Origin of the sequence: Nocardioides sp., from assembly GCF_035547795.1 — a bacterium.
Lineage (GTDB): Bacteria > Actinomycetota > Actinomycetes > Propionibacteriales > Nocardioidaceae > Nocardioides.
Genome location: NZ_DASZUF010000188.1, coordinates 25,601 through 42,736, shown reverse-complemented (window position 1 = coordinate 42,736; position 17,136 = coordinate 25,601). Strand labels below are relative to the sequence as shown.

19 protein-coding genes are annotated in these 17,136 nt (G+C 72.2%); 9 read left to right on the top strand and 10 right to left on the bottom strand.

What is annotated here, in order from left to right; all coding sequences use genetic code 11:
• Positions 1 to 2 precede the first annotated feature (2 nt).
• The 5 genes from VHA72_RS14140 to VHA72_RS14120 are packed head-to-tail and all read right to left on the bottom strand — an operon-like array spanning position 3 to position 6,259.
• On the bottom strand, positions 3 to 1,556 hold the full coding sequence (locus VHA72_RS14140) for an ABC transporter substrate-binding protein (protein ID WP_325576291.1): 1,554 nt from the start codon (positions 1,554 to 1,556) through the stop codon (positions 3 to 5).
• A 53-nt stretch (positions 1,557 to 1,609) separates the two neighbouring features.
• Complete coding sequence (locus VHA72_RS14135; RefSeq protein WP_325576289.1) at positions 1,610 to 3,082, bottom strand: FGGY family carbohydrate kinase; 1,473 nt, start codon at positions 3,080 to 3,082, stop codon at positions 1,610 to 1,612.
• On the bottom strand, positions 3,079 to 4,149 hold the full coding sequence (locus tag VHA72_RS14130) for an NAD(P)-dependent oxidoreductase (protein ID WP_325576312.1): 1,071 nt from the start codon (positions 4,147 to 4,149) through the stop codon (positions 3,079 to 3,081). Before VHA72_RS14130 ends, VHA72_RS14135 begins: the two co-directional genes overlap by 4 nt.
• Before the next feature lie 8 nt (positions 4,150 to 4,157).
• Complete coding sequence (locus VHA72_RS14125) at positions 4,158 to 4,784, bottom strand: histidine phosphatase family protein (RefSeq protein ID WP_325576287.1); 627 nt, start codon at positions 4,782 to 4,784, stop codon at positions 4,158 to 4,160.
• Entirely contained in the window at positions 4,781 to 6,259 is a 1,479-nt protein-coding gene (locus tag VHA72_RS14120; RefSeq protein WP_325576285.1) for an FGGY-family carbohydrate kinase, read from the bottom strand. The genes VHA72_RS14125 and VHA72_RS14120 overlap by 4 nt, the downstream gene beginning before the upstream one ends.
• A 206-nt stretch (positions 6,260 to 6,465) precedes the next feature.
• On the opposite strand from VHA72_RS14120, the gene VHA72_RS14115 reads away from it, so the two are divergent.
• The 4 genes from VHA72_RS14115 to VHA72_RS14100 are packed head-to-tail and all read left to right on the top strand — an operon-like array spanning position 6,466 to position 9,494.
• Positions 6,466 to 7,299, top strand: a complete 834-nt coding sequence (locus tag VHA72_RS14115; protein ID WP_325576283.1) for a DeoR/GlpR family DNA-binding transcription regulator — start codon at positions 6,466 to 6,468, stop codon at positions 7,297 to 7,299.
• Positions 7,299 to 8,765, top strand: a complete 1,467-nt coding sequence (locus VHA72_RS14110) for a sulfatase (protein ID WP_325576281.1) — start codon at positions 7,299 to 7,301, stop codon at positions 8,763 to 8,765. Before VHA72_RS14115 ends, VHA72_RS14110 begins: the two co-directional genes overlap by 1 nt.
• Positions 8,758 to 9,144, top strand: coding sequence for a YidH family protein (locus VHA72_RS14105; protein ID WP_325576279.1), 387 nt, complete (start codon positions 8,758 to 8,760; stop codon positions 9,142 to 9,144). Before VHA72_RS14110 ends, VHA72_RS14105 begins: the two co-directional genes overlap by 8 nt.
• Positions 9,141 to 9,494, top strand: coding sequence for a DUF202 domain-containing protein (locus VHA72_RS14100; RefSeq protein WP_325576277.1), 354 nt, complete (start codon positions 9,141 to 9,143; stop codon positions 9,492 to 9,494). The genes VHA72_RS14105 and VHA72_RS14100 overlap by 4 nt, the downstream gene beginning before the upstream one ends.
• A gap of 16 nt (positions 9,495 to 9,510) precedes the next feature.
• Here VHA72_RS14100 and VHA72_RS14095 read toward each other — a convergent pair whose 3' ends face one another.
• Positions 9,511 to 10,626, bottom strand: coding sequence for a sensor histidine kinase (locus VHA72_RS14095; protein ID WP_325576275.1), 1,116 nt, complete (start codon positions 10,624 to 10,626; stop codon positions 9,511 to 9,513).
• Positions 10,627 to 10,678: 52 nt separating this feature from the next.
• On the opposite strand from VHA72_RS14095, the gene VHA72_RS14090 reads away from it, so the two are divergent.
• Both VHA72_RS14090 and VHA72_RS14085 read left to right on the top strand, forming a co-directional pair.
• On the top strand, positions 10,679 to 10,948 hold the full coding sequence (locus VHA72_RS14090) for a DUF2277 domain-containing protein (protein WP_325576273.1): 270 nt from the start codon (positions 10,679 to 10,681) through the stop codon (positions 10,946 to 10,948).
• Positions 10,938 to 11,753, top strand: a complete 816-nt coding sequence (locus VHA72_RS14085; RefSeq protein WP_325576271.1) for an NAD-dependent protein deacetylase — start codon at positions 10,938 to 10,940, stop codon at positions 11,751 to 11,753. Before VHA72_RS14090 ends, VHA72_RS14085 begins: the two co-directional genes overlap by 11 nt.
• Here the strand turns inward: VHA72_RS14085 and VHA72_RS14080 are convergent.
• The 4 genes from VHA72_RS14080 to VHA72_RS14065 all read right to left on the bottom strand — a co-directional run bounded on the left by VHA72_RS14080 (position 11,750) and on the right by VHA72_RS14065 (position 13,881).
• Complete coding sequence (locus VHA72_RS14080) at positions 11,750 to 12,136, bottom strand: hypothetical protein (protein ID WP_325576269.1); 387 nt, start codon at positions 12,134 to 12,136, stop codon at positions 11,750 to 11,752. The genes VHA72_RS14085 and VHA72_RS14080 overlap by 4 nt on opposite strands.
• Before the next feature lie 85 nt (positions 12,137 to 12,221).
• Positions 12,222 to 12,908 (bottom strand): iron-dependent transcriptional repressor DtxR, encoded by a 687-nt coding sequence (locus tag VHA72_RS14075; RefSeq protein WP_325576267.1) that lies wholly within the window; start codon positions 12,906 to 12,908, stop codon positions 12,222 to 12,224.
• A gap of 47 nt (positions 12,909 to 12,955) precedes the next feature.
• Positions 12,956 to 13,405, bottom strand: coding sequence for a MarR family winged helix-turn-helix transcriptional regulator (locus VHA72_RS14070; protein ID WP_325576265.1), 450 nt, complete (start codon positions 13,403 to 13,405; stop codon positions 12,956 to 12,958).
• Between the two features lie 311 nt (positions 13,406 to 13,716).
• Entirely contained in the window at positions 13,717 to 13,881 is a 165-nt protein-coding gene (locus VHA72_RS14065; RefSeq protein WP_325576263.1) for a hypothetical protein, read from the bottom strand.
• Positions 13,882 to 14,000: 119 nt separating this feature from the next.
• Here VHA72_RS14065 and VHA72_RS14060 point away from each other — a divergent pair, with 119 nt between their 5' ends.
• From VHA72_RS14060 to VHA72_RS14050, 3 genes are read left to right on the top strand one after another with little or no spacing between them, the layout of a single operon-like run.
• A complete protein-coding gene (locus VHA72_RS14060; RefSeq protein WP_325576261.1) occupies positions 14,001 to 14,522 on the top strand; it encodes a SigE family RNA polymerase sigma factor in 522 nt (173 codons plus the stop codon).
• Complete coding sequence (locus tag VHA72_RS14055) at positions 14,519 to 16,531, top strand: beta-propeller domain-containing protein (RefSeq protein WP_325576259.1); 2,013 nt, start codon at positions 14,519 to 14,521, stop codon at positions 16,529 to 16,531. Before VHA72_RS14060 ends, VHA72_RS14055 begins: the two co-directional genes overlap by 4 nt.
• A 43-nt stretch (positions 16,532 to 16,574) precedes the next feature.
• Positions 16,575 to 17,078 (top strand): GNAT family N-acetyltransferase, encoded by a 504-nt coding sequence (locus VHA72_RS14050; protein WP_325576257.1) that lies wholly within the window; start codon positions 16,575 to 16,577, stop codon positions 17,076 to 17,078.
• Positions 17,079 to 17,136 lie beyond the last annotated feature (58 nt).

Genomic DNA, 17,136 nt, shown 5'->3' with positions numbered 1-17,136 from the left:
CCTCACTCCTTGAGAGTCGCGTTCGTCAGGTTGACGGCCAGGGTCCGGTCCACCGTCACGCCGCTCAGGCCCGGCACCGCCACCACCGGCGTCTGGCCCTGGACCAGGGTGTTGTGGAAGGCCTGCTCGAGCATGTAGTCGGTCAGCGCCGCGGTGGCCGCGGGCAGCTTGTCGGTGGTGGCGTCGACGACGGCGGAGACCAGGCTGGCGTACTCCGGAGTGACGAAGTTCTCGGTGTTCTTCGCCGAGGTGAGCGGGTTCGCGGTCAGCAGCGCGGTCGTCGCGCCCATCGTGGTGAGGGCCACGTTGGTGATCCACAGCCCCGGGAAGTCGCCGGCCTGGACGTGGGTGGCGAAGGCGGCGGAGTCGTAGGTCCCCATCTTGACCTTGAAGCCCGCCTGGGTCAGGCCGTACTGGACGATCTGGCTGGCCGCCACGACCGAGGGGTCCGACGGGATCGGCGCCAGCTCGATCTCGGTGCCGACGGCCCCCGCCTGCTGCAGCAGGGACTTGGCCTTGGCCAGGTCGTAGGAATAGTGCTTCACCTGCTCCTGCGTCACCCCCGGGGCGTTGCTCGGCCACGGGACGCAGCTCGCGGCGGCCAGGCCGCTGTAGACCTGCGAGGAGATCCGGTCGCGGTCCAGGGCGTAGGCGATCGCCTGCCGCACCCGGACGTCGTCGAGCGGCTTGACCTTCGTGTTCACGCCGACGTAGATGTCGTAGGTAGCGCTGGTCTGCACGGTGAACTTCCCCGACTTCTTCAGCGTGGCCGCGTCGCGCAGCACCATGCCGTCGACCATGTCGAGCTGGCCCGACTGCAGGGCACTGAGCATGGCCTGGGAGTCGGTGATGACGGTGACCTCGATGGTGTCGAAGGCCGGCTTGCCGGACTGCCAGTACGACGGGTTCCGCTTGAGGGTGTACTTGCTGCCGGCCGTCCAGGACCCGAAGGTGTAGGGGCCGGTGCCGATGACCTGCTTGCCGCTGGGCGCGTCCGCGTAGGTCTGCGAGTCGATGATCGGCAACATCGCGAACGCGTCGAGGTAGCCCGGGAAGGGCTTGTCGAAGGTCGCGGTGACCTCGTTGTCACCCGTCTTCTTCAGGCCACTGGCGAGCTTGAGCAGCCCGGCGGCCTGCGCACCCGAGGTCGCGACCAGCGCCGCGTTGGCCGAGGCGATCACGTCATCGGGGCCGAAGGCGCGGCCGGTGTGGTACTTCACGTCGTCGCGCAGCGTGATGACCAGTGACTTCTGGTCGCTCGACCACTTCCAGGCGGTCGCCAGCGACGGTGTGTAGCTGCCGTCGTCCGACTTGTCGAGCAGGTAGTCGTAGACGGTACGGCGCAACATCTGGTTGTTGGCCTGGAAGCGCTGGATGGAGGAGAGCAGGAGGTCTCCGGTGACGCCGACGCGCAGCGTCTTCACCGGGGAGCCGTTGCCGCCACCGGGCGAACTGGAGTTGTCGGTGCCGCAGCCGACGAGCAGGAACCCGCCGAGCGCCAGGGTGCCACCCAGCATCGATCGCCGGGTCAGCGCCGGTGAGAGGTTGTCGTTCATTGCCGTGCTCCTTGGTAGGTGTGGTCGCCAGGTGGTGGCAGGTGGAAGGGACGTCAGCGGACGTGAGCCGAGATCTCGCGCCCCCTCGTGGTGGTACGTGCTCGGCGCCAGTGCGCCCGTGCCTCCTCGACCCGAGCGAGGTAGTCGCGGTAGCCGTCTCGATGGCGACCGGCCTGCCGCGGCTCGACCCGGCGGCGCCGTGGCACGGCGGTCATCGCGCTCCCGGTCGCGGCCGCGACGGCTCCGCGCGCCGCCGCCTCCGCATCGTCCAGCACGCAGACCGGTCGCTCCAGGACGTCCGCCAACAGCCCGACCAGGGTCGCGCTGGCGGCACCGCCACCGCAGATCACCACCTCGCCGGTGAGCCCCGCCGCCTCGAGACAGTGCCGGGTGACGAAGGCCAGCGACTCGCAGTAGGCGCGCACCAGATCGGCCGGCGTGGTGTCGAGGGAGACGCCCTCGAAGACACCGCGGGCGGCGGCCTCGGCGAACGGCGCCCGCTCGCCGGCCGGCGAGAGGAACGGCAGCACCCGTACGCCGCCATCGCGGCCCTGGGCGAGCAGTTCCTCGAGCTGGTCGGCCCCGGCGCCGACCAGTCCCAACAGCCAGTCCAGTCCCGCCGTGCCGACCATCGCCGGCATCGCCCGCAGCCACCCGCGGCCGTCGGCGGTGCGCAACGTGAGCCCCACCGGTTCGCCGGCCGGCCGGACCCGGTCGAGCAGGACCTGGCAGGCGAGCGTGCTGCCGAGGATGACCAGACCGTCCCCCGGCACCACGATCCCGGCGCCGTGGGCGGCGGCGGGCAGGTCGTAGGGCCCCGTTACCACCGGTGTCCCGGTGGGCAGGCCGACGCGGTGGGCCACCGCGGCGGCGAGGCGCCCGGTCGCCACCGGTGTGTCGACCAGCTCCGGCAGCAGGCCCCGGCGGGCCCGGAGGCCGAGGAGGTCGACGACGTCCTCGTCGTAGCCGCCGCCGACCGGGTCGAGGAGCGGCAGCATCGCGCACGAGCCGGTGGCGAGCCGCTCGCCGGTGAACAGCTGGTGCAGCGCGTGCTGGCACTGGGTGGCGGTCGCCGCCCGGTCCAGCGCGGCCGGCGCGTGCTCGTCCAGATCCGCCAGGACGGCGGCACCGGCGCCCGGGAACGGCGCGTTCCCGGTCCGGTCGAACACTCGGTCGGTCAGGCCCGACTCCTGCCAGCGCGCCACCGTCCGACCGGCGCGCGCATCCACCCAGGAGACGGCCGGCCCGGCCGCCCGGCCGTCCGCGTCGGTCAGCCACAGCCCGTCGCCCTGCCCGGTCAGCGCGACCAGCTCCACCCGTCCCTCGGCGGCCTCGCACGTCTCCTGCAGCAGTCCGGTCACCACGGCCGCCACCTCGTCGAGGTCGTGCTCGAAGAGCCCCGGTGCGGGGCGGCGCAGCGGCGTGGGCGTCCGACGTACGGCGTCCAGACTGCCGTCCTCCGCGAACAGCGCGACCTTGGTCATCGTCGTACCGACGTCGACGCCGACATAGGTGGACCCGGTCATTCCGGGCTCCTCGCCGCGGCCTGGCCGCCGGCACCGCTCGGCCTCCGGCCGTCGACGCCGTCGACGCCGTTGACCACGTGGAGCATCGCCTCGCCACGCAGGTGGCGGCCCACCTCCGCCGCCGCGATCGCGATCGCCCGATGGGCGGTGGGCCGGGTCGCGCCGGCCAGGTGCGGGCTGACCACCACCCGATCGTGGGTGAGCAGCGGCGACCCGGCCGGGATCGGCTCCTTGGCGTACACATCGAGGGCCAGCGCGCCGAGGCTGCCGGCGTCGAGTGCGGCCAGCGCGGCGTCGTAGTCGAGCAGGCCGCCACGCGCGGTGTTGACCAGCACGGCGTCGGGACGCAGCCGGGCCAATTCGGCGGGACCGATCATGCCGCGGCTCTCGGAGGTGAGGCGGGCGTGCAGGGTGATGGCGTCGGACCGCTCCAGCAGGGCGTCGAGCCCGACCAGCTCGATCCCGTCCGGCGCCTGGTCCAGATAGGGGTCGTGGGCGATCACGGTCGCCCCCATCGCGGCGAGCATCCCGGCGAGCCGGCGGCCGATCTCACCGAGGCCGACCACGCCGACGGTCGAGCCGGCCACCTCGCGCCCGCACTCGTCGTAGTCGTAGAGGTCGCTGCGCCACCGGCCCGCCATCGTCTCGTTGTGCACCTGCGGCAGGCGGCGCATCGCCGCCATCATCAGCAACAGCGCGTACTCCGCCGCCGCCACCGCGTTGCGGCCCGGGGTGCAGCTGACCGCGACCCGGCCCTTCGTCGCGGCCTCGAGGTTGATGTTCACCGGACCGCCGCGGGTGCACACGATCAGCCGCAGCTTCGGGGCCGAGGCCAGCACCCGGGCGGTCAACGGCGCCATCTGGGTGACGACGACCTCCGCCTCGCCGATCGCCGCCACGACGGCGTCCTCGCTGCCGGATGCCTCGTCCACCTCGGCGACGGCTCCGTAGGGCACCTGGGGCCAGGGCAGCTCGATGCGCTCGAACGTCGGGGTCACGCCCGGCTGGTCGAGGATCGCTTCCTCGAGCAGGTCGTTGCGGATGAACCGGTCGCCGGCCAGCAGCATCCTCACCATCACGCCCCCTCCTTCTCCGCGACGGCGGGTGCGTTGAGCCGGCATACCTGCAGGCCGTGGTCGGAATGGATCGCCTCGATGTAGCAGTCGTGGTCCAGCGCCCGGAGGCGGCGACGGTAGTCGGCCAACGGAATGCCCAGGGCACGGCACAGGTAGAGCCGGAACAGGGTGCTGTGGCCGACGACCAGCAGCCGCTCGCCGGCTCCGTCGAGGGCATCGCGGACGGCCTCGGCCGCCCGCGCGGCCGCCGCCGCGGGGTCCTCCCCGCCGGGCAGCGGGTACGCGACCGGGTCCTGCTCGAACCGGGTCATCTCGTCCGGGTACGTCGCCTGCAGCTCGTCGCGGGCCAGTCCTTCGGCGGAGCCGAAGTCCAGCTCTCGCAGCCGCTCGTCCTTCTCCACCGACAGCCCGGCCGCGGCGGCGATCGGCTCGGCCGTCTGGACGGCCCGGCCCGCCGGCGAGCTGACCAGACGGGTGAGCCGCTGCCCCGCCGCCCAGCGCGCCAGCATCTGCGCCTGTGCTACGCCGGTGTCGTCGAGGGCCACGTCGGTCGACCCGAGATAGCGGTCCTGGGCGTTCCACGCGGTCCGGCCGTGCCGCACCAGGAAGATCGTCTGACTACTCATGCGGCACGCGCCTCGGTCGCCAGCTGGGCATCGATGTAGCCGCGTCGCTCGAGCTCGGCGACCATGGCGTCGTACCCCTGGAGGTAGCGCTCGGTCATCGCGGGCCGCGGCTCGATCACCTCGCGCACGACGACCATCCGCTCGGCCGCGAGGGCCAACGAGGAGCGCGACCCTGCGGCGAGCACCGCGGCGCCGAACGCCGCGTCGGGCTGCAGCGGGATGGCGAGCGGTCGGCCGAGCACGTCGGCCTGGACCTGGTTCCAGTGCGCGCTGACGGTCGCCCCGCCGGTCAGGGTCACCTGTCCGTCGGTGCGTCCACCGAGGGAGTCGACGTAGGCGAGTCCGAGCCGCTCGACGTAGGCGACGCCCTGCAGCAGGGAGGCGAAGCGCTCGGCGTCGTCGGCCGGCTCGCCGAGCTGGAACGGCTCGGCGTCGGCGCGCACGAACGGGAACCGCTCGCCCTCGCGGGCCAGCGGGTAGGAGACCACCGGCGTACCCGCGTAGGAGGCCGCCGCCGCGTCCATCGCGGCGAGATCGGCCGCCGGGAAGCTCTTCGCCAGGACGCCGGCGCCGCTGCTGGAGGCGCCGCCCGGCAGCCAGGACCCGTCGGGGTGGCGGTGGGAGTAGAGCGCGTCCCCGAGGAGAAGGCGCTCGGAGACGCCCTTGAGCACCAGCGTGGTGCCGAGCGCGAGGTTCCACTGACCGGGCCGGACCGCGCCGGCGGCGATCTGGGAGGCGCAGCCGTCGGTCATGCCGGCCACGACCGGCAGCCCCTCGGGCAGCCCCGTCGCCACGCTGGCCTCGCCGCCGACGACGCCGACGACACTCCCCGGCCGACTCACCTCCGGCAGGATCTCGACCGGGATCCCGACCGCCGCCAGTTCCTCGGTCGGCCAGCGCTCGCCGACGAGGTCGTAACCGGCCTTGAGCACATGGCTGCTGTCCGCCGAGACCCGCGTGCCGGTGAGCCACCAGCCCAGGAAGTCCGCGCAGCAGCAGGCCAGCAGATCGGCGGCCCCGGCGTGGTCCACCAGCCAGGCCAGCTTGGGCAGCGCCCAGGTCTCCTGCGGCTGGTAGCCGTTGCGGCTGCTGCAGTCGGCCCACGTCTCGAGTACGGCGCGGGTCCGCGCCAGACCGACCGCCCGCTGGTCGTCGTACATCACCGCCGGGCCGGCCGGCGTGCCGTCGGCCGTGACCAGCAGGAGCGTGCCGGAGGTGGCGCAGATCGCGAGCCCGCCGAGCGCCTCCGTGCCGATGCCGCGCGCGGCCAGGTCGCCGACCACGGCCCGGCACGCCGTCCGAAGCGCGTCGACCCACGCCAGCGGGTCCTGCTCGTGCCACCCGGGTCGGGGCTCGTCACTGCGCAACGGTGCGGTCGCCGCCGACTGGAGCCGTCCCGCGGCGTCGACGGCGACGACGCGGCAACCAGTGGTGCCGACGTCGATGCCGAGCCACAGCGCGGGCTCCCGATCCATCAGAAACTCCCAACAATTTTTGTTAACTTCACATTCATCAGTGTGATCTACTGAGGAAACTAACACAAGAGGCCGGTCGAAGTACAGTGTTGCTTAATAAAAGCAATTTTGTACAGAAATCCCGCCTTGCAGCGACCCCGCGGCGACGTGATACCGCTGGACCCCGCCCGCTCGACCAGAGCAGGCCGAGCGAGAAGGAGAGAAGATTGAAGGCCCGTCCGCGCGAGAAGCCGATCGACCGGCAGCAACAGATCGCCGACTTCGTCGTCGCGAACGGCAGCGTCTCGGCCCGGGACCTGGCCGAGCAGTTCGGGGTGAGTCTGATGACCGTCCACCGGGACCTGGACGAGCTGGAGAGCCGGGGCGTCGTGCGCAAGCACCGCGGTGGCGTGACGGCGCAGCCCTCCAGCATCTTCGAGAGCCACCTCGCCTACCGGCTCGGCCGGTGTGCGGAGGAGAAGCGTGAGATCGCCGTCGAGGCACGCAAGCTGGTGGAGCCCGGGATGGCGGTCATGCTGGACGACTCGACCAGCGCGCTGGCCCTGGCCCATCTGCTCCACGACGCGCTGCCGCTGACGATCATCACGAACTTCCTCGAGATCATCTCGCTCGTCACGGCGTGGGCGGATGCGCGACTGATCGTGCTCGGCGGCGAATATCACGCCGCACACCAGTCCTTCCTCGGCGTGCCCTGCGTCGAGGCGATCGGCGGGCTGCGGGCCGACCTGCTCTTCACCTCGAGCTCGACGGTGGACGAGCGGTTCGTCTACCACCAGGAGCAGGACATCGTCTTCGTCAAGCGGGCGATGCTCACCGCCGCGGCCAAGCGGGTGCTCCTGGTCGACCACACCAAGCTCGGCCGACCCGCGCTCCACCGTCTGGCTCCGCTCGGGGACTTCGACGAGGTGATCACCGACCGTGGCGCCTCGCCGGAGGAGGTACGACGGATGCGCGATCGCGGCGTCAGCGTGACCGTCGCGGCCTCGATGGGCACCAAGCGCGGGCGCCCGGGCGGCGTCTCCTCCTCCGAAGGACAGTGATGTCGGCTCCCAACATCGTCTTCATCCTCATCGACGATCTCGGCGGTCGCGACCTGGGCTGCTACGGCAGCACGTTCTACGAGACGCCGAACCTCGATCGGCTCGCTGCCCAGGGTGCCCTCTTCACCGAGGGGTACGCCGCCGCCCCGGTCTGCTCGCCCACCCGGGCCAGTCTGATGAGCGGCAAGTACCCGGCCAACGTGGGCGTCACCCAGTACATCGGCGGACATGGCGTCGGCCGCCTCCTGGACGTGCCGTACAACGGCTTCCTGCCCTCGCACGAGTACTCCGTTGCCCGCGCGCTGCGCGATGGCGGCTACCAGACCTGGCACGTCGGGAAGTGGCACCTGGGGCCGCGGCGCACCTGGCCCGATCAGCACGGCTTCGACGTCAACGTGGGCGGCTGCGAATGGGGCCACCCGAAATACGGCTACTTCAGTCCCTACCAGTGTCCGACCCTGGACGACGGCCCGGACGGCGAGTACCTCACCGATCGCCTCACCGACGAGGCGATCGCGCTGATCGAGAACGCCGGCGACCGGCCGTTCTTCCTCAACCTGTGGCACTACGCGGTCCACATCCCGATCGACTCGCCGCCCGACCTGGTGCGCAAGTACACCGAGAAGGCTGCCCGGCTCGGGCTCGACCGGACCGACCCGTTCGAGGTCGGCGACCACTTCCCCTTCTGGCAGAACCGGCTGGCCCGGATCCGGCGCCGTACCGTGCAGTCCGACCCGGCGTACGCGGCCATGATCGAGAATCTCGACACCAACGTCGGCCGACTGCTCGACGCGCTGGAGCGGACCGGCAAGGCCGAGGACACGCTGGTCGTCTTCACCTCCGACAACGGCGGCCTGGCCACCGCCGAGGGCTCGCCGACGTGCAACGCCCCGCTCGCTGAGGGCAAGGGCTGGATGGAGGAGGGCGGTGTCCGGGTGCCGCTGATCATGCGGTGGCCCGGCGTCATCGCGCCGGGCTCCCGGCCCAACCAGCCGATGACCAGCCCCGACTTCTACCCGACGTTCCTGGCGGCAGCGGGGCTGCCGCTGCTGCCCGACCAGCACACCGACGGCGTCGACGTGACGCCGCTGCTGCGCGGCGAGGAGTTCCAGCGCGGCCCGATCTTCTGGCACTACCCGCATTACAGCAATCAGGGCGGTACGCCGTCGGCCGGCATGCGAGAGGGGCGATGGAAGGTGATCTACCCCTTCGAGACCGAGCGGACCCAGCTCTATGACCTGACCGAGGACATCGGCGAGACCACCGACCTGGCGACTCGCGAGCCGGCGACCGCGGCGCGCCTGACGGCCACGCTGCTGGCCTGGCTCGACACGGTGCAGACGCCGCGGCCGCGGCCGAACCCGCACCCCGCCCCCTTCGAAGGCCTCGCCGGCTACTACCTGGGTGGGCAGCCCACCCAGCCGCCCGGCGACATGGACGACGCCCTGGACCACGCCGATGACTGAGCCGGTGCGGACGGTGTCGCAACAGCGCTGGCCCGGCTGGGTGTTCGACCAGGGCGAGGAACCCGACTACCGCTTCAGCCTCGCCAACGAGCGGACCTTCCTGGCCTGGGTCCGAACCGCGCTCGCGCTCGTGGCCGGCGGCGTGGCCGTGGCAGCGCTCGACCTGGACATCCCCGATCCGGTCCAGGTGGTCCTGGCCATGGAGCTCATCCTGCTCGGCGGGCTGTGCGTCGTGCTCGCCTGGGTCCGGTGGGCCAGCGCGGAGCGGGCGATGAGGCTCTCCCGGCCGCTTCCGGGGGCGCGTACGTCGATCGTCCTGGCCGGCGGCGTCCTACTCGCCTCGGTGCTTCTCCTGATCGTCGGGCCGGCCCTGGCATGAGCGCCGACCCGGATCCTGGCCCGAGCGCCGAGCTGAGCGCGGGCCTGGGGGACGACCCGGCTGGACTGCAGAAGACCCGCACCGCGCTGGCCTGGCGCCGTACCGCGCTGTCGTTGTGCGGTGCCACGGTCGTGCTCGTCAAGGTTGCCCTGCCCCGGTGGGGTGAGGCATCGGTGGGCTGTTTGCTCGCTGGCGTCGGAGGCGCGCTCGCGCTGTTCTGGGCGAGCACCCGGCACTACCGGGCCCGGCTGCGCGCGGAGGCGGTCACCGCGAGCCGGACCGTCCTGCTCACCACGGTGATGGCGTCCCTGCTCACCGCGACCGCGGGCTGTCTCGTCCTCGGTCGCTGACGCCGCTCCGGCGTTCTCAGCGACCGACCGGGACCAGCCACTCCACGCAGGTGCCGCTCGGCTGCGCGGCGCCGATCCGCATCACGCCGCCGAGCCGCTGGGCGCGAGTGCGCAGATTATCCAGGCCGCTGCCCAGCACGCCGGCGGCCCCGGGCGCCATGCCGACGCCGTCGTCGCTGACCCGCAGCATCGCCCAGTCGGTGGAGACGTGCAGCTCAACCTGCGCCGCGTGGGCGCGGGCGTGCTTGACCACGTTGGAGAGCATCTCGCGCAGGGTCGCCAGGACGTGGTCGCCCACGGTGCCGTCGAGCACCCCGTCGACCGGCCCCGAGAAGCGCAGCGCCGGGGTGAAGCCGAGCGGGGCGCCGTACTCGTCGAGCAGGGCGCGCACCTCCGCCAGCATCGACCGCGACCGGCTCCGGCGCAGCTCGAAGACGACCGCGCGCAGGTCGCGGATGGTGGCGTCGAGGTCACGGACCGTGGCCTCGATGGTGGCCTCCACCTTCGCCGGGTCCGAGCCGACGGTACGGCGTGCCGCCTGCAGCTGCATGCCCGCGGCATACAGCCGCTGGATCACCAGGTCGTGCAGGTCGCGCGCGATCCGCTCGCGCTCCGCGGCGAGACTGCTCGCGCCGTGGCTCTCCACCGCCGCCAGCCGGCGGGCGGTGTCCTGGTGGGTGACGGCGTTCGCGATGGCCTGGCCAGTGGCGGCGAGCAGCCGGGCCACGAGAAGCTCGTCGAGCGGGGTGAACGGCGCGCCGTCGCGGCGCTCGGCGAGGTGAAGCCGGCCATAGGTCGTGCCGGCCGAGACGATCGGGAGTCGCAGGCCGGCGCGGGTGTCACCCAGCGGGGTGCTGCCGCGGGACTCGCCGAAGACGACCGCCCGGCCCACACCCGGACCCAGGCCACGGTCCTCGCCGTCGGCGGAGTCGACCGAGATCATCCCGTAGGACGCCTCGGTGACCAGGCAGGCGGCCTCGAGGGTGCGGCGCAGCACGCCGTCGACGTCCAGATCGGCGCCGATGCTGGCGGCCGCCTCGAGCAGCAGCTCGACCGCCGGAGACAGCTCGACCGAGGCCGGCGCCTGCGCCGAGGACGCGGCGCGGTGGCGACCTTCGGCTGCGGAGCTCATGATCCCCGATGCTAGTAAAGATCGATCGTCCTCGCCGACCTACGCTGAAGTCATGTGCCGCAACATCCGCCCCCTCCACAACTTCGAGCCGCCGGCGACCTCCGACGAGGTCAGCGCCGCGGCGCTGCAGTACGTCCGCAAGGTCAGCGGAACGACCCGGCCCTCGCGGACCAACCAGGCCGCGTTCGACCGCGCCGTCGCCGAGATCGCGCACGCCACCCAGCACCTGCTCGACGCCCTGGTGACCACTGCTCCCCCGCGCGACCGCGAGGTCGAGGCCGCCAAGGCGAGAGAGCGCGCTGCCGTCCGCTATGCCCGCTGACCCGGCGGCGGCGCTCGACATCCTCGCCACCCGTCCGCTGGTGGTGCTCACCGGAGCGGGCCTTTCCACCGACTCCGGCATCCCGGACTACCGCGGGCCGCAGGCGCCGGCCCGCATGCCGATGACCTACCAGGAGTTCGTCTCCGGGCCGGCGGCGCGCCAGCGCTACTGGGCCCGCTCGCACCTGGGCTGGGGCCGGATGCGGCGGGCCGAGCCCAACGCCGGCCACCACGCCCTCGCCCGGATCGACCCCACCCTGCTCATCACCCAGAACGTCGACGGGCTGCACGAGAGGGCTGGCTCACGCCAGACGGTCGCGCTGCACGGCCGGATCGCCGAGGTGGTCTGCCTGGGCTGCCGCGAGGTCAGCTCACGCGCGGCGCTCCAGGACCGTCTGGCGGAGCTCAACCCGGGCTGGGTGCGCGCACACGCCGACGCCGAGTTGCGACCCGACGGCGATGTCGCGCTCGAGGACACCGCCGGCTTCGTCGTACCCGCTTGTGCCCGGTGCGGTGGCGTGCTCAAGCCGGACGTCGTCTTCTTCGGCGAGAACGTCCCGCGTGAGCGTGTCGCGCTCTGCATGGACGCCGTGGACGCGCTGGTCGACGTCGGCGGCATGCTGCTGGTCGCGGGCAGCAGCCTGACCGTGATGAGCGGCTTCCGGTTCGTACGCCGCGCGGCCCGGGCCGGCACGCCGGTGGTCATCGTCAACCGGGGCGCGACCCGGGGCGACGACCTGGCGTCGTACCGCCTGGAGCTGGGGACCAGTGAGTTTCTCACCGCCCTGGCACAGCGCCGAGGCTAGGGCTCGTCGCGCTCCTCGGCATCGTCGAGCCCGCCGCCGAACCCGCCGCCGAGCCCGCCGCCGAACAGCCGGCGCAGCTCGCCGAGCAGGTCGACGACCTCCTGGACACCGGCATTCTCCGGCTGGGTGTGGGTGTCAGTCAGCCGCTGGGCCGCGATGTCGACCGGCAGCCGGGCACCGATGCGCAGGTGGTAGGCCGGGTCGGCCCCGTCGCCGCCGACGGCGATGACCTCCGCCCCGTGGAACTCACCGTCGAGGTCGGTCACCACCAGTTGCTGGCCCACCTCGAGGACCTCGTCTCGTCCGGTCTGGGAGTGCATGACCACGACCTCGGCCCTGCGCGCCAGGTCCCCTGCCTCCAACCGGATGTGGATCAGCTCCACACCGCTTCCTTCCCCCCAAGGCGCCCGGCCTGTCGCCGACCGCCGCCCGGCTCGCAGCCGGGTCAAACCCCTGTCGGGCCCATGCTCACATCCGTCGGACGAAGATGTGCTCGGCCGCCTCTGGGACGATCTCCGCCGTCTCGCCGCCGGAGCCGAGCAGCACACCCTCGGCGGTGGCGACGACGGTGACCGTGCGGTCGGGCAGCGCGCCGACCCGGCGCAGCGCCGACATCAGCGTCTCGTCCTTCTGCATCTCCTCCGAGATCCGGCGCACCAAGACGGTGCCCTTCTCGGCGCTGGCCACTCGCGAGAGCGACTCGACACCGGTCATGAACTCCTCGTCCACGGGGTCGGCGCCGAGCTCGTCGAGGCCCGGGATCGGGTTGCCGTACGGCGACTCGGTGGGCTGGTCGAGCAGCTTGAGCAGGCGCTTCTCGACGTTCTCGCTCATCACGTGCTCCCAGCGGCACGCCTCCTCGTGCACCAGCTCCCAGTCCAGTCCGATGACGTCGGTGAGCAGCCGCTCGGCCAGTCGGTGCTTGCGCATCACGCGCACCGCCAGCCGGGTGCCCTCGGCGGTGAGCTGAAGGTGCCGGTCGCCCTCGACGGTGAGCAGCCCGTCGCGCTCCATCCGGGCGACGGTCTGGCTGACGGTGGGACCGGACTGATGCAGCCGCTCGGCGATCCGCGCACGCAGCGGGACGATGCCCTCCTCGACCAGCTCGTAGATGGTCCGGAGGTACATCTCGGTGGTGTCGATCAGATCGCTCACCCGCACATTCTAGGCGGGAGCGCGACCCGCGACCTCACCTCGACCGATCACCCCAGCGCGTCGTTGTAGGCGCCCAGCTCCGCGGCGAAACGGCCCAGCCGCTCCGCGCTCCAGTCGGCGAGCCGGTCGTCGAGCCAGCGGCGACGCTCCGCACTGGCGTCCTGGAGTCGCCGTACCGCCTCCGGGGTGACCCGCACGAGGGTCGCGCGACCGTCGGCGGGGTCGGGATGGCGCTCGACCAGACCGAGTTCCTCCAGGTGCTGCAGTTGCCGGCTGATCGCGCCCTTGTCGATGTGGAACTGGTCGGCCAAGGCGGAGGCTCGGACGGGCCCGTGCTCGTCCAGCCAGCCCAGCATCAGGTACGACGCGCTCTGGATGTCGGGGTGCACCAGATGCGCCCGCACGGAGATGACCTTCTTGATCCGGCGGAGCAGGATGCTGACCTGCCGCTCGAGCTCGGTGAGGGAGTCGGCACGCGTCACGGTGTTGCTGGTCATCTCCTCCAGCGTACGAACGATTGGTTGACTTGATCAACTTCACGTCGCGGACGCCCGGAAAGGGAACGACCCGCAGGCGTGGTCACGTGGACCGCACCGGGGGACGTGAGCCCGGTTCGCCTGCGGGTCGGGTGGCTGCGATGGATTCCGCCAGCAGCCTGGCGTTGCTGGGCTGCTAGCGCGCAGCCACCTCACGCGTCCAAGAAGAGCTCATTCCTCGGATCACCTCCTTTCCCGTGTACGACGAAGGTACGCCGGGCCGAGGTGGCCGCCAACCGGTTTTTCACTGCGGCCTTTTCACTGCGGCCTTTTCACTGCGGCGACTCGTGGGTGACCGGATGGGTGCCGTTGTGCGGTGACCCCTGCGCCGGGTCGTACTCGCCCTCCGCCGCCGGCCCTTCGCTGGTCGACGACTCCTCCTGCTCCTCGGCCTCGTCATCGAGGCGTCCCAGCCGCTCGGGCTGCTCGTCGGTCATCTGCGCCTCCGTTCCTCAGCCCAGGGGTACCCGCCTCGGCGGCCCTCATTCGGGATGCCAAGGGAACCTCCCCCACCGCCGGTCGCGTCGTATGGTCGACACCTTCCGATGGAGGACCCGTGGACGACGACGCCGAGGCGGCCTACTCCCGCTACGCCGCCGAGCAGTGGGGCCGGCTGGTCCGTGCGGCTGTCTTCCTGGGCGCCCGGCCACACGAGGCGGAGGACCTGGCCCAGACCACGTTGGTGCGCTGCTACGCCGGCTGGAACCGGGTGACCAACGCCGACAACCGGGACGCCTACGTCTACCGGATGCTGCTCAACTGCCTGCGCGACCAGCGCCGTACCCGTTGGTGGCGCGGCCGGGTGGACGTGCCCACCGACGTCCTCACCGAGGGCGACCTGGTCGAGGACACCGGTGAGGCAGTCGCCGTCGCCGACGCCGTCCACCGGGCCCTGGCCGGGCTGAGCAAGCCCAACCGCGACGTCGTGGTACTGCGCTACTTCGTCCAGCTCAGCGAGGCGCAGACCGCCGCCACCCTCGGCATCTCGGCCGGCACCGTCAAGAGCAGGCTCTCTCGCTCCCTCGCCCGGCTCGCCGCCGACCGGCACCTCCTCGACCTGACCGGAGAGAACCGATGACCGACCTCGAACGCCTGTGGGACGACTACCCGGTCGGGCCCGTGCCGACGGCCGACATCCTGCGTGAGGGGCGGCGGCGGGTCGGCGCGCGCGGACGGCGTGCGCTGACCCGGCCGCTGCTCGCCCCCGGGATGGTGCTCGCACTCGGCGCCGCCGTCGTGACCGGGACGCTGGTCCACCGAGCCGGCGGGGGCTCCGGCGCCGGTGGGGGCTCCGGAGCCGCCGCGGCCCAGCACGCCGGACCCGCCGGGACGACCCCGGTCGCCTTCCAGGCCGATCTGCCCGCGGCCACGTCCTGCGGCCAGCTGCTCTCGTCGTACGTCGACCGCGGGCTGGCCCGGGTGACGGCCTGGGGCTGGGACGGCGGCGTGGTCAGCGGCCTCTTCGACGAGCAGCTCAGCGTGCCACTCGCCGCCGCCACGGGCTCGGCCTCGATGGACGGCTTCGCGGCCGCGCCCGGCACCGTGCGGCAGATCAGCAGCGCGACCGGCACCAACGTCCAGGAGGCGGGGGTCGACGAGCCCGACACCGTGAAGACCGACGGCCGTCTCCTGGTCCGCGTGCAGGGCGGCGATCTGCTCGTCTACGACGTCACCGGCGCCAGCCCCGCGCAGCTCGCCTCGCTCGCGCTGCCCGGTGTCGGCGATCCGGAGTTGCTGTTCACCGGCACTACCGTGGTCGTGCTCGGCACCGACAGCACCGCGCCGGCCGGTACCGACGGCCACGGCACCGCCGGCACCCGGGTGCTGACCGTCTCCGTCGCCGACCCGGCGCACCCCGCGATCGACGACGACGTCGCCTACTCCGCGGCCTTGCTCTCCGCCCGTCAGCACGGCGACGTGGTCCGGTTGGTGCTCTCCTCCGGCCTGCCCGACCTGGGCTTCGTGCACCCGACCAGGCACCGCACCACCAAGGAGGCGCTGGCCGCCAACCGCGCGCTCGTCCGGCACTCCACGCTCGCCGACTGGCTGCCGACGTACGACGCCGGCTCCGGCAGCGGCCAGCTCCTGGACTGTCGCAACGTCGCCATCCCGCCGATGGACCTCGGCCTCGACACGGTCAGCGTGGTGGGCTTCACCGCCACGACGCCCACGCACCCCAGCGCGATCGGGCTGGCCGGCGCCACGGCCGTCGCCTACGAGTCGGCCGACGACCTCTACCTGACCGGCGTGCCACAGACCGCGACTCCGTGCCCGGGCTGCATGCAACCGCTGGCGGGCCCGATCCCCGTGCCGAGCGGGAAGACCTATGTGTTCGACTTCGCGCTGTACGGCGACACCGCGGTCCACGTCGCCTCGGGCACCGTCAACGGCACCATCGCCGACCGCTGGTCGATGGACTCGGTCGACGGTGTCCTGCGGGTCGCGGTCGGCGCCTCGTCCACCACCGCCGACGCCAACGCGATCCTGATCCTGCATCGCGACGGCACTCACCTGGTCGAGTCCGGCCGGCTCGGCGGCCTCGGCAAGCACGAGCAGATCCAGGCGGTGCGCTGGTTCGACGACCTCGCCATCGTGGTGACCTACCGCCGGACCGATCCGATGTACGCCGTCGACCTCTCCGATCCCGCCCACCCACGGCTGCTGGGCTCGCTGAAGCTGCCCGGCTTCTCGTCGTACCTCCATCCACTGGGCGGTAAGCGGATGATCGGCGTCGGAGCGATCACCACCCATGATCGCACCACCGCCCAGGTCGGCCTCTTCGACGTCACCGACCTCAGCCACGTACGCCGCCTGGACGTGCACGCCTTCGGCACCGGCACCACCGCCGTGGCGGCCGAGGACGCACGGGCCTTCACCTGGCTGCCCGGGCACCGCACCGTGCTCACCGTGATCCGGCACGGGCGCGCCGGCTACCTCGCCATCCTGCGGTTGCACGCCGGCAGGCTGCACACCACCACGGTGCCGGTGGGCCACGGCGGCGACGTCGACCAGGCCCGGGCCGTTGGCCTGCCGGACGGGCGAGTGCTGCTGGTCACCGCGCGCGGGGTGCGCTTCCTGGCTCTGTGACCGGCCCTGTGAACCGCGCCGTGAGGCGCGATAGCGTCCTCGCGTGTCGATCCTGCTGCGCCCCGCCACCACCGCCGACCTGCCCTTCCTGACCGGCGGCGAGTCGGAGTTCGACGACTGGGGGCCGCGGGCGCCGCGCACCGAGGTCTACTCGCCACGGCTGGACCAGCCCGGCGGCCTGGTCATCGCCGAACCCGACGGCCCCGACGGCCCCGGCGGTGCCGTGCTCGGCAACGTCAGCTGGATCTACCAGCAGTGGGGCCCCAACGCGGCCTCACGCAATCCGATGATCGGGATCTGGCTGGCACCGGCCGCCCGCGGCCGTGGCTACGGCACCCAGGCGCAGCGGATGCTGGTCGACCTGCTCTTCCGGCACACGCCGTGCCACCGCATCGAGGCGCACACCGACGTCGACAACCATGCCGAGCAGCGCTCCCTGGAGAAGATCGGCTTCCGCCGCGAGGGCGTGATCCGCGAGGCGCAGTGGCGCGACGGCCGCTACCGCGACGGCTACCTCTACAGCCTGCTGCGCACCGACCGCACCTGAGGGCCGCCCGCTGGTTCATCAAGGTATGTCGACCAACCCGCACTTCCCCAGTGGAACT

Excerpts from the sequence above, each read along its gene's own strand:
- VHA72_RS14110 (WP_325576281.1), top strand. The coding sequence starts at position 7,299 with ATGTCGGCTCCCAACATCGTCTTCATCCTCATCGACGATCTCGGCGGT.
- VHA72_RS14090 (WP_325576273.1), top strand. The coding sequence starts at position 10,679 with ATGTGCCGCAACATCCGCCCCCTCCACAACTTCGAGCCGCCGGCGACC.
- VHA72_RS14135 (WP_325576289.1), bottom strand. The coding sequence starts at position 3,082 with ATGACCGGGTCCACCTATGTCGGCGTCGACGTCGGTACGACGATGACC.
- VHA72_RS14065 (WP_325576263.1), bottom strand. The coding sequence starts at position 13,881 with ATGACCGACGAGCAGCCCGAGCGGCTGGGACGCCTCGATGACGAGGCC.
- VHA72_RS14105 (WP_325576279.1), top strand. The coding sequence starts at position 8,758 with ATGACTGAGCCGGTGCGGACGGTGTCGCAACAGCGCTGGCCCGGCTGG.
- VHA72_RS14125 (WP_325576287.1), bottom strand. The coding sequence starts at position 4,784 with ATGAGTAGTCAGACGATCTTCCTGGTGCGGCACGGCCGGACCGCGTGG.
- VHA72_RS14130 (WP_325576312.1), bottom strand. The coding sequence starts at position 4,149 with ATGCTGCTGGCCGGCGACCGGTTCATCCGCAACGACCTGCTCGAGGAA.
- VHA72_RS14120 (WP_325576285.1), bottom strand. The coding sequence starts at position 6,259 with ATGGATCGGGAGCCCGCGCTGTGGCTCGGCATCGACGTCGGCACCACT.
- VHA72_RS14100 (WP_325576277.1), top strand. The coding sequence starts at position 9,141 with ATGAGCGCCGACCCGGATCCTGGCCCGAGCGCCGAGCTGAGCGCGGGC.
- VHA72_RS14085 (WP_325576271.1), top strand. The coding sequence starts at position 10,938 with ATGCCCGCTGACCCGGCGGCGGCGCTCGACATCCTCGCCACCCGTCCG.
- VHA72_RS14140 (WP_325576291.1), bottom strand. The coding sequence starts at position 1,556 with ATGAACGACAACCTCTCACCGGCGCTGACCCGGCGATCGATGCTGGGT.
- VHA72_RS14095 (WP_325576275.1), bottom strand. The coding sequence starts at position 10,626 with ATGAGCTCCGCAGCCGAAGGTCGCCACCGCGCCGCGTCCTCGGCGCAG.
- VHA72_RS14055 (WP_325576259.1), top strand. The coding sequence starts at position 14,519 with ATGACCGACCTCGAACGCCTGTGGGACGACTACCCGGTCGGGCCCGTG.
- VHA72_RS14070 (WP_325576265.1), bottom strand. The coding sequence starts at position 13,405 with ATGACCAGCAACACCGTGACGCGTGCCGACTCCCTCACCGAGCTCGAG.